14 protein-coding genes are annotated in these 14324 nt (G+C 62.4%); 6 read left to right on the top strand and 8 right to left on the bottom strand.

Annotated features, from left to right (window positions below):
* Window positions 1-4: 4 nt before the first annotated feature.
* The 3 genes from LQ220_RS00335 to LQ220_RS00345 form a co-directional block, all read right to left on the bottom strand.
* Window positions 5-472, bottom strand: a complete 468-nt coding sequence (locus LQ220_RS00335; protein ID WP_230186309.1) for a hypothetical protein — start codon at window positions 470-472, stop codon at window positions 5-7.
* 79 nt (window positions 473-551) lie between these two features.
* Window positions 552-923 carry a hypothetical protein gene (locus tag LQ220_RS00340; RefSeq protein WP_230186310.1) on the bottom strand — a complete coding sequence of 124 codons (372 nt, stop codon included), beginning with the start codon at window positions 921-923 and terminating at the stop codon, window positions 552-554.
* Complete coding sequence (locus LQ220_RS00345) at window positions 916-1593, bottom strand: EI24 domain-containing protein (protein WP_230187203.1); 678 nt, start codon at window positions 1591-1593, stop codon at window positions 916-918. Before LQ220_RS00345 ends, LQ220_RS00340 begins: the two co-directional genes overlap by 8 nt.
* 112 nt (window positions 1594-1705) lie before the next feature.
* Here LQ220_RS00345 and LQ220_RS00350 point away from each other — a divergent pair, with 112 nt between their 5' ends.
* Window positions 1706-2707 carry an adenosine kinase gene (locus tag LQ220_RS00350; protein WP_230186311.1) on the top strand — a complete coding sequence of 334 codons (1002 nt, stop codon included), beginning with the start codon at window positions 1706-1708 and terminating at the stop codon, window positions 2705-2707.
* 50 nt (window positions 2708-2757) lie between these two features.
* Here the strand turns inward: LQ220_RS00350 and LQ220_RS00355 are convergent, their stop codons facing one another.
* From LQ220_RS00355 to tsaD, 3 genes are all read right to left on the bottom strand, one after another.
* Entirely contained in the window at window positions 2758-4269 is a 1512-nt protein-coding gene (locus LQ220_RS00355) for a lipopolysaccharide biosynthesis protein (protein WP_230187204.1), read from the bottom strand.
* 109 nt (window positions 4270-4378) lie between these two features.
* The gene (locus LQ220_RS00360) at window positions 4379-5365 is read right to left on the bottom strand and encodes an NAD(P)H-dependent glycerol-3-phosphate dehydrogenase (protein ID WP_230186312.1); all 987 of its coding nucleotides are present in this window, start codon (window positions 5363-5365) and stop codon (window positions 4379-4381) included.
* Window positions 5362-6396, bottom strand: a complete 1035-nt coding sequence (tsaD, locus tag LQ220_RS00365) for a tRNA (adenosine(37)-N6)-threonylcarbamoyltransferase complex transferase subunit TsaD (RefSeq protein WP_230186313.1) — start codon at window positions 6394-6396, stop codon at window positions 5362-5364. Before tsaD ends, LQ220_RS00360 begins: the two co-directional genes overlap by 4 nt.
* A gap of 44 nt (window positions 6397-6440) precedes the next feature.
* On the opposite strand from tsaD, the gene hemC reads away from it, so the two are divergent.
* The 4 genes from hemC (at window position 6441) to LQ220_RS00385 (ending at window position 9867) form a co-directional block, all read left to right on the top strand.
* Window positions 6441-7385, top strand: coding sequence for a hydroxymethylbilane synthase (gene hemC / locus LQ220_RS00370; RefSeq protein WP_230186314.1), 945 nt, complete (start codon window positions 6441-6443; stop codon window positions 7383-7385).
* A 20-nt stretch (window positions 7386-7405) separates the two neighbouring features.
* On the top strand, window positions 7406-8062 hold the full coding sequence (locus LQ220_RS00375) for a uroporphyrinogen-III synthase (protein ID WP_230187205.1): 657 nt from the start codon (window positions 7406-7408) through the stop codon (window positions 8060-8062).
* Between the two features lie 40 nt (window positions 8063-8102).
* Window positions 8103-9086 carry a hypothetical protein gene (locus LQ220_RS00380; RefSeq protein WP_230186315.1) on the top strand — a complete coding sequence of 328 codons (984 nt, stop codon included), beginning with the start codon at window positions 8103-8105 and terminating at the stop codon, window positions 9084-9086.
* 70 nt (window positions 9087-9156) lie between these two features.
* Window positions 9157-9867, top strand: coding sequence for an alpha/beta hydrolase (locus LQ220_RS00385; protein WP_230186316.1), 711 nt, complete (start codon window positions 9157-9159; stop codon window positions 9865-9867).
* 21 nt (window positions 9868-9888) lie between these two features.
* On the opposite strand, the gene LQ220_RS00390 is transcribed toward LQ220_RS00385, so the two are convergent.
* Window positions 9889-10284, bottom strand: a complete 396-nt coding sequence (locus tag LQ220_RS00390; protein WP_230186317.1) for an acyl-CoA thioesterase — start codon at window positions 10282-10284, stop codon at window positions 9889-9891.
* A 4-nt stretch (window positions 10285-10288) separates the two neighbouring features.
* Window positions 10289-12349 carry a S9 family peptidase gene (locus tag LQ220_RS00395; RefSeq protein ID WP_230186318.1) on the bottom strand — a complete coding sequence of 687 codons (2061 nt, stop codon included), beginning with the start codon at window positions 12347-12349 and terminating at the stop codon, window positions 10289-10291.
* Window positions 12350-12450: 101 nt separating this feature from the next.
* On the opposite strand from LQ220_RS00395, the gene LQ220_RS00400 reads away from it, so the two are divergent.
* On the top strand, window positions 12451-14232 hold the full coding sequence (locus tag LQ220_RS00400) for an aminopeptidase P family protein (RefSeq protein ID WP_230186319.1): 1782 nt from the start codon (window positions 12451-12453) through the stop codon (window positions 14230-14232).
* Window positions 14233-14324: the final 92 nt, after the last annotated feature.

Below are 14324 nucleotides of genomic sequence, written 5' to 3' on the forward strand. Positions count from 1 at the left end.
GCCGTCAGACATATTCGTGCGTGACGTCCCGTTTGAAGCCGCGCAGGCGTATAGGCATACGATCGACGCAAAGCGGGGCTGCGGCGAGCCTGATCCAGCGAAGGCCGCCATTGGCGGGCGAAATCTCTACGTCCAGGGTAAAGCCCCGGCGATGTTTCAACGCATAGGCCCGGAGCCGCTCCATCGCGGCACGAGACGGTTCCCGATATAAAGCCTTCGCTGTGGGCCGGTCGACGGAGGCGCCTCTGGGCAAACCGAAGAGATCATAGACACCCGCCGACCAGCTCAAACTGTCATCGCGAAGGTCGCAATCCCACACGCCCAGCCCATGTTCGGCCAGCCGGTCCTTGCTCAGGGAAAAATCGATAGCTGTGCCCTGGTCCCAGTCAAAATGGCAGCCAAGTTCGAACCGCTGATTCCGTTCAAACAGTGGCCAACTGTGGATTAGTGGTGAGGGGGATATGGTTTCCATGTGCATGCTTAGCCCTTACAAGGCCTACAAACATACTGTTTTTCCATTAAAAATATATCAACCGGTCGGGGAAGTCCGACTATTTTGCACCCAGCATCCCGGCACAGGCGGTCGGATCGATGTCGTTGCCATTGGGCAGGCGGCTATCGGCATAGGTCACCACGGGCTCTTTGCCCTTGGCGCTTCCATATAGATAGGCATCGAGAACGCAGCGACCGTTTGCGAATTGCAATTTCCGCACATTCGGATCGCGAATGTCGAGGCGCGGTTGGCCGAACATCTGGATCAGCCGTTTGGCATCCATCCCCATGAGCGCGCGCGCCTTGCCATAGGCGCTCGCCATTTGACCGGCATTGTTTGCCATGGGCGGTGGCGGTGTGGAGGCAGGCACTGCGCCGCACGCAGACAATGCCAGCACCATGAGACCGGTCACGATAATGCGTTCAGCCATCGGCTTTTCCTTTGCGGCCATGCAGGACGTGGACGGCCATAGCCGCGCTCCAGATCGGCGCAAGCAGGTTCGCGACGGGCACCAGGAACAGAAGCGCCGAAACGAAGCCCATCGCCATCCGCGCGGGTTTAGGAATGGGTGCAAGATCGGGATGACGCGCTTCCACCATATCGGCAAGGTCACGCCCGAGGAGATAGGCGTTGACCGCAAGCAGGAGCAGAACCGTACCCACGCCCGTCACCAGCAGCGCAATGTAGAAAGGCAGCGCGACAAGGTTCCATCCTATCGTCCGCGCCACGGACCGTAGTGCCAGCCGCACCCCGCGTGCCGTCGACACCGGCTTTGCCCGTGCCGCAGCCAGGGGATAGCTTTCACCTTCCACCGCCTCGACGACGGCGTCGCCAAAGAGGCCAAGCACGGCAATCGCCACGGCGCGGAACAGCAGCCACGCGGTGGCCAAAGCGATCAGCGTAGCGGCGGCAGCCTCAACCACTCCGCCGCCTGCGCCGCCCCATCCCATCCATGCGAAGAATGCATGCAACGCCCACCAAAGGCCGACGCCGAAAACAGCGAACAACAGCAGCGTCAGCCCCAGCGACTTTACCAGCACGATGCGCGCGGCCGGATGGAAGATTTGCGGCAAGGCCCGCAGGGCGGCGGATACGATCATTGCCCGGTTATCGGCGTGGCGCATCGCAGCGTCAATCCGTCCGCACGTTGCGCTCGCGCCGGGACTTCACTACGACGCCGGGCAACCGCTTCTTTCAGGATCAGGATATACTGTGACGCAAACCCCCGCCAAATATGATGTGATCGCCATCGGCAACGCCATCGTCGACGTCATCGCGCGCGCCGACGACGCTTTCCTTGCCACCCATGCCCTCACCAAGGGCGCGATGCAGTTGGTCGATGCCGACATGGCCGAATTGTTGTACGATGCGATGGGCGCGGCGGTGGAAATCAGCGGCGGATCGGCGGCGAATACGCTGGCCGGCATGGCGGCGCTCGGCAAATCCTGCGCGTTCATCGGGCAGGTGCGTGACGATCAATTGGGCGATGTGTTCGCGCATGACATCCGTGCACTGGGGATCGCGTTCGACACGCCCGTTCGTACCGAAGAACCGCCGACGGCGCGCTGCCTGATCATGGTGACGCCCGACGCCCAGCGCACGATGAACACATTCCTTGGCGCGTCGCAGTTCCTGCCCGCTCAGGCGCTGGACAAGGCAAGCATTCAGGATGCGCAGATCCTGTATCTCGAAGGCTATCTGTGGGATCCTGAAGAGCCACGCGCCGCAATGCGTACCGCCATCGGCTATGCCAAGGAAGCAGGGCGCAAGGTTGCCTTCACGCTTTCGGCGGATTTCGTCATTTCCCGCCATCGCGACGATTTCATGGCGCTGATCGACGAAGGGCTCATCGACATCCTGTTTTCGAACGAAGATGAGATCGGCACGTTGACCGAATTGCCCGATTTTGAGGCCGCCGTTGCTGCGATAGCGCCAAAGGTGCCGGTGTTGGTCTGCACCCGCAGCGAAAAGGGTGCGATTGCGATCGTCGATGGCGTGCGGTCCGAAACGGCGGCAGCGCCGGTAGCGCAGATCGTCGACACTACGGGTGCAGGCGATTTGTTCGCGGCGGGATTCCTCACCGGCTATGTCGAGGGCATTTCGGTGGAAGACAGCCTGAAGCTGGGCGCACTCGCTGCGGCGGAAGTCATTTCGCATTATGGCGCACGACCGGAAGCGGACCTGAAGATTCTGCGCGCGCAGAACCTGGGATAATATTCCGCACCACCGTCATTCCTGCAGCGGCGGGAATGACGGTGGTGTGATTACGTCGCAGATTTTCGGAACAAGGCCCGGTCTTCCGGCCCGAAACCGCGTTGCCAGATCACCAGCGCATAGACGCCCATCACCACCGGCACGCCGAACACCAGCTCGACCCATTCGAGACTATGTGGCAGCGCGACGAACGCCGCACCCGCCAGCGCCGCCACCAGCGCCGCCCAAAGCAACGCCCAGCGCCATGCATTTACCGGCGCATCCAACAACCGCGAGAGCAGCTTCGCCTTGACCAGCGAACCCAGCCCAAGCGCTATGGTCAGCGCCAGTGCAGGCGCGGCAGCGATCACCATCGGACCAAGCTGCAACCGACGCGCGGCGATGATGAGAATGAAGCTCAACCCCGCCTGCACCGCGATCATGCCCAGAGAGATCATCAGATTGCGGTGGCGCGCCATGTAAACAAGCGCCGATTCGCTGACCACCGCAGTCGCCGCCACCACTTCGGCCGTGAGCAGGAAGGCCAGCGCGCCTGTGCCACCCACGAAGTTCGGCCCGACCAGACCCATCACCGCCTCACCGGGAATGCCGAGCGCCAAGGCAATTCCTGCTTGTGCGGCGATGATCCAGAAGCCGACCTGACTCACCTGCCGCGCGATGGCGGGCAAATTGTTCTCCGCCAGATTGCGGGTGATCACTGGACCCAGAATGGGATCGAAGCTGGTTTTCAGCTTTTGCGGCAAAGAAGCGACCTGTTGCGCCACATAATAGATTCCGACGACATACGGCGCAGCAAACAGACCCAGAATCGCCAGATCGAGCCTGCGCGATCCCCATTCCACGGCATCGGCGGCAGCAAGGGGCAGATTGTGGCGCGTCAACTTCCCCATGCTGTCCCATTGCGGACGCCAGCCGCGCGGCAAGCCATAATGCCGGATCATCGGCACCAGAGAGGCGATCAGGGCCAGCACCATCGACAGCACATAAGACAGGATCAGCCCGTCCCGCACCGAATAGAAATAGAAACCGAAGGCGCCGATACTGATCGCCCAAGGCTCTATGATCGATCGCGCGCGCACGGTTGCTGCAATATCGAAGCGATAGGCGCAGGCCGCCAAGGCGATATCCGATCCCGCCACTGCGATGATGATCAGCGGCAGCAACCGGTCGAGACCGTTGATGCCACTGTTGGGGAACATCGCCTGCGGAAACAGGATGAGCAGTCCGGCGGCGGCCAGCGACGCCAGTACCGTCACCAACATCGCTTCGGTGACGACATGCCCATGGGGTCGTTCCGTCCGGCTGAGTTCGCCGGCAAGCCCACGTTTCAGCCCAAGAGTAGCAAGCTGTGCGGCAAACTCGACGACCAGTATCGCATAGGCAAAGCGGCCCAGCACCTCCGCGCCATAGAGCCGTCCGGCGATGAACAGGAACGGCAAGCGCGCTGCCAAACGCAGCAGGAAGCCGAAGATGTTGGTCCGCCCCCCTTTGGCGAGAGCGGCAATATCTTCCTCATCGCTGCGCACGCGATCGGCGGCGGCATTGGCCTGCCCCGCGTTCATTGCGCCGGAAGATGCCTGTACGGCCAAAATTCAGTAATCCCCTCTCGTTCAGCGACCGTCTGTATGGGATAATTACGCAGACGGGAAAGGATAAGATGCGCCGAAACGGTTAGCGGCCTGTCGATTCTGTGCGAATGGGACGCGAAAGCAACGCTTCCACGACCTCCGCCACCGGCTGGCTGCCTTCCAGTAGCGCGCAGACAGCTTCGACTATGGGCATTTCCACGCCCGCAGCGCGTGCCACCTCGCGCAGCACGGGCGCAGTGAATGCACCTTCCGCCACCGTCCGCCGATTGGCGAGCAGTTCGGCGGCGGGCCGCCCTTCACCCAGCGCTTTACCTAGTGAAAAATTGCGAGAATCGGTGGAGGAGCAGGTCAGCACCAGATCCCCCAGGCCGGACAGTCCCGACAGCGTCTCGGCGCGCGCGCCACGGGCAAGGCCGAAGCGCGTCATCTCCGCAAAGCCCCGGCTGATCAGAGCCGCGCGCGCGTTGAGGCCCAGCCCTGCACCATCCGCGACGCCGCAACCGATAGCGAGCACATTCTTCACCGCTCCGCCGATCTCGGCCCCGATCACATCGTTGGACAGATACGGGCGAAAGGCGGGCCGCTTCATGCGCGCCGCGATCCGTTCGCCCAGCGGCTTGTCTTCGCACGCCAGCGTCACGGCTGTGGGCAATCCGCGCCCCACTTCATGCGCGAAGGTGGGGCCGGACAGCACTGCCACCGGGGCATCGGGACACACCGCTTGCGCCGCTTCCGACATTAGCAGGCCCGTCCCTGCCTCGATGCCCTTGCAGCAGAGGATCAGGGGACGATTGCCGACATTGGCCGACGCCAGCACACTGCGCAGATGCTGTGCAGGGGTGACGAGCAGCAATGCGTCGCAATCAGCCAGGTCGTCGATGTCGCCAGTCGCCTGTATCCCCGTATCGAGCGCAATGTTCGGCAGATATAGCGGGTTTTCGCGACTCTCATTGATGGCAAGAACAACTTCCGGCTCCAGCGCCCATAGACGGACCGCTTCGCCGTCCGATGCAGCAACCTGCGCCAGTGCGGTGCCCCATGCGCCTGCACCGATGACTCCGATCTTCATGCTTTCACTCCTGCACCGCGCGCGGCCTGTGCGTCCGGGTCGAGCGGCCAGCGTGGACGCGCGGCGAAATCCAACGCATCCGTCAACCCCAGCGAAAAGCGCTCCGCCCCTGCCCATGCGATCATCGCGGCGTTATCCGTACATAGCCAGAGCGGCGGTGCCACGAAACGCAATCCTTGCGATGCGGCGAGCGTTTCGAGCGCCCCCCGAATCGCCTGATTCGCGGCAACCCCGCCTGCTACTACGAACGCGGTCACATCAGGGTATGCAACAAGCTGCCGCCGCGCCCGATCCACCAGACAGTCGATCACCGCCTGCTGGAAGCTTGCGGCGATATCCTCCACCGTATGCTGTCCCGATTGAGCCGCGCGCATGACTGCGCTTTTCAGCCCTGCAAAGGAGAAATGGGGCTCGCTTGTCCCCAGCAACGGGCGCGGCAAGGGTACGGCCTTGGGATTGCCGCGCGATGCCGCTTCCTCGACTGCCGGACCGCCGGGATAACCCAGCCCCAGCAATTTCGCGGTCTTGTCGAACGCTTCACCCGCTGCATCGTCGATGGTGGTCGCGAGACGCGCATAATTGCCCACACCCTTCACCAGCAGCAACTGGCAATGCCCACCGGAAACCAGCAGCAGCATGTAAGGAAATTGCAGCGTCGGATCAGACAAGCGCGGCGACAGCGCATGGCCCTCCAGATGATTGACCGCGACCAGCGGTTTTCCCGCCGCATGTGCCAGTGCCTTCCCCGTCACCAGTCCCACCATGACGCCACCGATCAGGCCCGGCCCCGCCGTCGCCGCAATCGCATCGACATCGGCGAGCTGCAGGCCTGCATCGGCAAAGGCGGCCTCGACCAGCGGAGTCAGCATCTCGACATGTGCGCGCGCGGCAATCTCCGGCACGACCCCGCCATAGGGGCGATGCGCCTCCTCCTGCGTCGCCAGCCGATGCGCCAAAATCCGCCCGTCATGCGTGACCAGCGCGGCCGCCGTTTCGTCGCAACTGGATTCAAGGCCAAGGATGATTGTCATGGGGCTTCCCTCTAGTGCCTGTGCTGGATAGAAGGAAGCGACATATGGTCGAACGCCCTTCCCCTCTTCGCTTAGGCACACGCGGATCGCCGCTGGCCGTTGTACAGGCCAATATGGTCGCTTCCGCGCTGTGCGCCACCCATGGATGGGAGCCGGAGGCAGTCGAGATCGTCACGGTGAAGACGAGCGGCGACCGGATTCAGGATCGCGCACTGGCCGATATCGGCGGCAAGGCGCTGTGGACCAAGGAACTGGACCGGGCGCTGATCGATGGCGACATCCATTTCGCAGTCCACTCGATGAAGGACGTGGAAACGGTCCGCCCCGCCGAAATCGTCATTGCAGCGATGCTGCCACGCGCCGATGTCCGGGACAAGTTGGTGGGCGCGGAGAGCCTTGCAGAATTGCGCGAGGGCGCGGTGCTGGGTACCAGCTCACCGCGCCGTGCCGCACAGGTGCGCCGGTTGCGGCCCGACATCACGACCACGCTGTTTCGCGGCAATGTCGCCACGCGGCTTGCCAAGGTTACGGCTGGCGAAGTCGACGCGACACTGCTAGCGGCAGCGGGGCTGGATCGTCTGGGCCAGCATGATATTGGCAACCCGATCCCGATCGACGTCATGATGCCCGCGCCCGCGCAAGGCGCGGTGGGTATCGAGACGCTGGCAGCCAATACAGAAGTGATTGCATTGCTCGCGGCGATTTCCGACGCCGATACGCTCGATTGCGTATTGGCGGAAAGGGCGTTGCTGCTGGCGCTAGGCGGCAATTGTCATTCGCCGATCGGTGCGCTCGCCCGGATCGAAGGCGACGCCATTTTCCTGACCGCCGAAATCCTGACGGGCAATGGCAGCGAGCGTGTCTCCGACACGGCACTGTTTCCCCGCGACGACCTGTCAGCGGCGTCCGATCTGGGCCGCGCGCTGCTGACCCAAGCCACGCCCGCGATCCGCGCTCTGTTCGATGGCGTGCCAGAGGCGTCGGCATAATCCTGTCTTGCCCCTTGCTGGTGCTGCGCCCGGACCCCGGTGCGGAAGGCACCGTCGCCAAAGCGCGCGAAGCGGGCTTCGACGCGCAATCCTATCCGCTGTTTCTGGTGGCCCCATTGCCCTGGACCGGACCGGAGCCGCATCTGGTCGACGCCGTGATGTTCACCAGCGCCAATGGCGCGCGGCTGGGCGGCGCGCAGCTTGCCCGCTACACGCATCTGCCGGCCTTTGCCGTGGGTGGCGCAACAGCGCAGGCGGCGCGTGACGCCGGTTTCGCATCCGTCGAAAGCGGTGACGACGGCGTGCAGAAGCTTGTCCCGGTCCTAGCGCGGCAGGGCCATAGGAACATACTCCACATCTCCGGTCGGGACATTCGCACATTCGATCCGCAAGGGCTGCGCATCGTATCGGCGTGCGTATATGCGGCGGTCGAGCGCGGCAATGCCGAGGATTTGCTTGCATTGCTGACGCCGGGCATGATTTTGCTGGTCCATTCGCCACGCGCGGGCGGGCGGCTGGCGGATCTCGTCCCCCTTGATCGCCGTTCGCATCTGCATATCGTGGCGATCAGCGCCGCCGCGCAGACAAACTGCGGCGAAGGCTGGGCCAGTGCGTCCGCCGCCCCCAGCCCGAACGATCATGCAATGCTGGCTCTCGCCGCCGGATTGTGCGAATGACCATCCTGCTCCTGACTGATTGGGTCGATAAGGAAACGGCATGAGCCAAGACAGCCAAAGCCCCCTGCCGCTCGGCACAGCGGATGTAACCCCCGAAACTATGGTGGGCGATACCGCTTCTGCAGCAGGCGCTGCAGGCCCTGCCCCCCGCGCCTTTCGTGAACGGCGGCGCAGCAATACACGCTGGCTGATCCTGTTGATCGCTATTGCCTTCATTGGCGGCATCGTTGCCGCGATGATTGCCTACCCCAGAGTCGTCGCATGGCGCACGGGCACTACCGCGCAATCTGCTCAGGTTGCGTCGGTGAATGGAACAAATCCGCGCGCCGCGAGCCCTGCCGTTCCCCTCGATGCCCAACGTCAGGATGTGCTCGCCACCCGCATGACCGAACTGGAGGATCGCCTCGCGCGCGTTTCCGTCGCGGCGCAAACTGCTTCGGGCAACGCGACCCGCGCAGAGGGCTTGCTGGTCGCCTTCGCAGCGCGCCGTGCACTCGATAGCGGCGCACCTTTGGGGTATATTGAGGGACAATTGCGGCTTCGCTTCGGTCAGGCACAGCCGCGGGCCGTCGCCACCATCATCAATGCCGCGCGCGAACCGGTAACGCTGACAGACTTGCAAGGCGGATTCGAGGATATCGCGCCATCGCTGCGCACAAGCCCCCCCGGCACAAGTTGGTGGACGTCGGTGGAGCGCGAAGTGCGGGGCATGGTCATCGTGCGCAAGGCATCGACTCCTTCACCCCTGCCCGAGCGCGTTATTCCACGCATTCAGCGCCTTCTGTCGGCGGGACGGGTCGCGCCCGCGATGGAGGAAGTCGCCCGTTTGCCCGGTAAGGCCAATGCCGAACGCTGGCTACAGATTGCCCGTCGCTATCGCGAGGCAAGGCGTGCGCTGGATCTGATCGAGACTGCCGCTATTCTGGAAAGTCCGCCGGTGCGCCTCGTTCCAGCAGAAAATATGGCGACACCGGGCGCCACATCGCCAACCGCTCGACCCACGATGAGCATGCCGCAAAACTAATTGCGTCATCGTCACGCAATCTTCACGTCATAAATCTTTCATAAATCTTCGACGTGTCTATATCGGTGGTATGTCCCGTGCCATCGCCCTTACCGATTCTCGCGCCATTGGCGTTGCTGCGCCCTCCAAGGCGTTGCTGGCGGGCGAAGTGCGCGCATTTGTCCATATGCGTTGGGCCGCAGCGTTCGGTCGAGCCGTCTCCCTTCCCGTACAGGGCGAAGGCCGCCCCGTTCTGGTGCTGCCCGGATTTATGGCTTCCGACAATACCACCGCGCGGTTGCGGCGGTCGTTGACCGCAGCTGGATTTGCAGCACATGGCTGGGGCCTTGGCCGTAATTTGGGCGTCAGTGCTGATATGCTCGAAGCGATCGACCGGCGCGTTGCCACGATTGCTGCCGACCGCCCCGTCACCATCATTGGCTGGAGTCTTGGCGGCTTGATCGCGCGCGAATATGCCAAGCGCGCGCCCGACCGCGTCAACCGCGTCATCACCATGGGCAGCCCCTTTTCGGGCGATCCCCGCGCGAACAACGCTTGGCGCATGTATGAACGTGTCGCCGGTCATCCGGTGGACCGCCCGCCCGTGCAGTGCATATTGTCGGAAAAGCCCAGCGTCACCACCATCGCCTGCTGGTCGGCTCGTGACGGCGTCGTTGCCCCTGCGTCAGCGCGCGGACAGGATGGCGAGCGCGACATGGCGCTGGAATTCGATTGCACGCACATGGCGTTCATTGCCGATCCCAAAGCGATCCGGACAGTGTCCCGACTTATCGTCGGCTGATTGACGGTCCCGACGGGGCGCTCACACCAGAAACGGCGCAGCCACCTCCGGCGGGATGCGCAATATCCTGCCACTGGCACGGTCCACGATCACCCAGGTCGATTTTGCGTTGACCTTTACCTTGCCGTCGGGTCCAGCGAACTCCACGAAGCGGTCGAAGCGCGCGCCGCGAGGACTGTCGCCGACCCATGTCGTCGCAGTCACCGTGTCGCCCATCTGTACATTGCCGCGATAGTCGATCTCGTGCCGGTTCACGACCCACGCATATGCGTCTACATGCGCAGGGTCCGCCTTCGCCTGCCAGTGCCGGGTGGCGACCTCCTGCAACCACTGCACCCAGACCGCGTTGTTCACATGCCCCATCTCGTCGATATGTTCAGGGAGCGCGGTCAGGGTAGTGACGAACGGCGTCGGCATAGCTTCAGTCCGTCATGCCCATTTGCCAGAGGATGAACGCGAACTCCTCCGCGGACTCATGCAGACTTTCGAAGCGTCCCGATTTGCCGCCATGCCCAGCGCCCATATTGACCTTGAGCAATAGGATATTGTCGTCCGTCTTGGTCGCGCGCAGCCGCGCCACCCACTTTGCCGGCTCCCAATAGGTCACGCGCGGATCGTTGAGACCGGCCGTAACCAGCAGCGGCGGATAAGCCTGTGCCTTCACATTGTTATAGGGACAGTAAGACAGGATCGTTTCGAACGCTGCCTTGTCCTCGATGGGGTTGCCCCATTCCGGCCATTCGCCCGGTGTCAGCGGCAGGCTTTCGTCCAGCATCGTGTTCAGCACATCGACGAAGGGCACATGCGCCACCACCGCGCCCCATAAATCGGGATCACTGTTGATGACCGCGCCCATCAGCTCTCCGCCCGCAGACCCGCCTGAAATGCTGATCCGACCCTTTGCGGTATAGTCGCGCTGGATCAGACCCTTGGCGACATCCACGAAATCATTGAAGGTGTTAGTTCGCTTTTCCAGCTTCCCGTCCAGATACCATTGCTGGCCCAGATCGTCGCCGCCGCGGATATGCGCGAGGGCAAAGGCAAAGCCCCTGTCAAGCAGCGACAGCCGCCCGGCGGAAAAGCCCGGCTCCATAGCTATGCCATAAGCACCATAGCCATACAGATGCAGTGGCCCCGTGCCGTCCTTCGCAAAATCCTTGGGGTAGACGATCGATACCGGAATGTCCGTGCCGTCACGCGCCGGGATCATCAGCCGCTCGGTCGTGTAGAGCGAGGCATCGTAACCGGACGGAATTTCCTGAATCTTCAGGACTTCCAGCCGGTCGTCCGCCATGTGATAATCATAGATCGTGTCTGGCGTGACCATCGATTCATAGCCAAGACGCAGCACCTTGACGTCATATTCGGGGTTGTCGTCCAGGCTGGCGGAGTAGCTGGCTTCAGGGAAAGCGATCCGCTTCGCGCTATGCGTATCGTAATCGCGAATTTCGATCTGATCGAGACCGTCGTCGCGGCCTTCCGTGACGTAGAAATTCTTGAAGAGCGTGAAATCGGTCAGGTAAAAGCGTTCCGATGCACCGATAACTTCGGTCCATTGGTCGGGCGTTGCCAGCGGTGCCTTGACCAGCCGGAAATTGGGATGCGTATCGTTCGTGCGGATGTAGAGCGTCCCCTCCCGCTCATCGACATCATATTCGCGCCCTGCCTGCCGCGCCGATACCAGCACCGGCTTGGCCAGCGGGTCGTTGGCGGGCACCAGCCAGGCTTCGCTCGTCACATGATCGCCCGTCGCCAGCACGATCCACTTTTCCGATGAGGTCAGCCCGATGCTGACACGAAAGCCTTCGTCATCCTCATGGAACAACTCGACATCGCTTTCGACAGGCGTTCCCAGCCAGTGGAGCCGCGCATTGTCCGTCCGCCAGTTTTCATTGGCGAGGCTGTAGAGCAACCCCTTGCTGTCGCTCGTCCATACCAGGGACGACAGCGTGCCGGGAATGACGTCGGGGAGCATCTCGTCTGTCGACAGATCCTTGATCCGCGCTTCGAACCGTTCCGATCCATCGGTGTCGATGGCGTAAGCCAGATAGCGTCCGCAATGGGAGACGGACATCGCACCCAGCCGGAAATACTCATGGTCCTGCGCCAGCGCAGGCTCATCGAGGATCAACTGGTCCGCGCCACCGCCCACAGGACGACGAAACCATTTGCGGTACTGCGCGCCCTTTTCGAATGCGCGCCAGTACACATAGTCGCCATCCTTTTGCGGAACCGAGCTATCGTCTTCCTTGATCCGTCCCTTCATCTCGGCAAACAGCGTGTCGGTCAGCGCCTTGTGCGGCGTCATCGCACCTTCAAAAAATGCTGTTTCCGCCTTCAGATATGACAGCACGTCCTCATCCGTGACCTTCGGATAACCCGGATCGCGTAGCCAAGACCACGGATCGTCGATGGTTATGCCATGAGTCGTAAAGCTGTACGGACGGGTAAGTGCCTTTGGAGGCGTCGTGTTTTCTGTCATGCGGGCCTTTTGTCCTGACAGCGGCGCTGGCGCAACTGCCTGTGCGTGGCTATGTTAGGGTGGTAACCCACGATACAAGTCGCACAACCGGGAAATTCTGCATGTCCACTTATGAAGCACGCCTGACGGCGTTGCGCGAACAACTGAAGAAGGATCGTCTGGACGGCTTCGTCGTGCCGCTGACCGATGAGCATATGAGCGAATATGTGGGTGCCTATGCGCAGCGCCTGTCCTGGTTGACGGGTTTTCAGGGATCGGCCGGTAGCGCCGTGGTCCTCCCCGAAGCCGCGGCGATCTTCATCGATGGCCGCTACACGCTGCAAGTGCGCGAGCAAGTCGATGGCAATCTGTGGCAGTATCAAAGCGTCCCGAAAACCAGCGTTGCTGCGTGGCTGGGCGAGCATGCCGCCGATGGTGGCCGCATAGGCTATGACCCTTGGCTGCATACCCGCGCATGGGTGAAGCAGGCGGCGGAAGCCTTGGCCGAAAAGGGCGCAACTCTGGTGCCAGTGGACACCAATCCCGTCGACACGATCTGGCCCGACCGTCCCGAGCCGAGCAAGGCGCATCTGGTCGCGCACGACGATATCTATGCAGGCAAGAGCGCGCGCGACAAGCGGCAGGACATGGCCGACTGGCTGGAAACGCGGAAGGCCGACGCGGTCGTGCTCTCCGCGCTCGACTCGATCGCCTGGGCCTTCAACATTCGTGGCGCTGACGTGGAGCGGACGCCGGTCGCGCTGGCCTATGCCATCGTTCATAGCGATTCGACCGCCGACCTCTATGTCGCACCCGAAAAGATCGGCGAGAGCGTGATCCAGCATCTGGGCAATGCCGTGCGCGTCCATGGCCGCGCCGACTTCGCCGATGCATTGGCGGACCTGTCGGGCAAGACTGTCGTTGCCGACCCTGAACGCGCTGTCGCAGCGATTTTCGACGCGCTGGACAAGGGTGGCGCAAAGATACTGGCGCTTCGCGATCCTGCAGTGCTGGCGAAGGCAATCAAGAACGACGCTGAAATCACCGGCCACCGTGCGGCGCAGGCGCGCGATGGCGCTGCGCTGAGCCGCTATCTGCACTGGCTGTCTGTCGAAGCGCCCAAAGGTGCACTTACCGAACTGACTGCAGCGGCAAGGCTTCAAGAGTTTCGCGAGGAAACTGGCAAGCTCAAGGATTTGTCTTTCGACACCATTTCCGCCTTCGGTCCCAATGGTGCAAGCCCCCACTACAAAGTCGACGAGACATCCAGCCTGCCGATCCAGCCGGGCTCCTTATATCTGGTCGACTCGGGCGGTCAGTATCTTGACGGTACCACGGACGTAACGCGCACGATTGCGGTGGGTACGCCCACCGATGAAATGCGAACCCGCTTCACCCTCGTTCTTAAAGGGCATATTGCTCTGGCCCGCGCGGTCTTCCCGACCGGTACAAGTGGCGGACAACTCGATGCCCTCGCGCGGCAGCATCTTTGGGCCCACGGCTTCGATTACGCGCACGGCACCGGCCATGGCGTTGGTAGCTTCCTATCGGTGCATGAGGGGCCGCAACGGATTGCGACATTCGGCGGTGCAGACGAGCCATTGCGCTCGGGCATGATCCTGTCGAATGAGCCGGGTTACTATAAGGCAGGCGAATATGGCATTCGCATCGAAAATCTGGTGCTGGTGGAACCACGTGACGTCCCCAATGCCGAACATGCGATGCTGGGTTTCGAAACACTAACGTTCGCACCGATCGACAAGGCGCTCATCGATGCGCAGTTGCTGTCGCCGGAGGAGCGCGACTGGCTGAACAGCTATCACGCCCGCGTTCTGGAAATCGTCGGCCCGCAAGTAGAAGGCGATATCACAGCTTGGCTCGATGCTGCCTGCGCGCCGTTATAGGCCGTCTTTCGGCTCGTCTTTGGGGGCAGGCATTGTACCGTTTTCACGCGCCTGCCCTTTGCGCTTTCTCAGGTTTTCGCGGAGCGCCTGCG

Origin of the sequence: Sphingobium sp. CECT 9361 (assembly GCF_918741285.1) — a bacterium.
Taxonomy (GTDB): Bacteria; Pseudomonadota; Alphaproteobacteria; order Sphingomonadales; family Sphingomonadaceae; genus Sphingobium.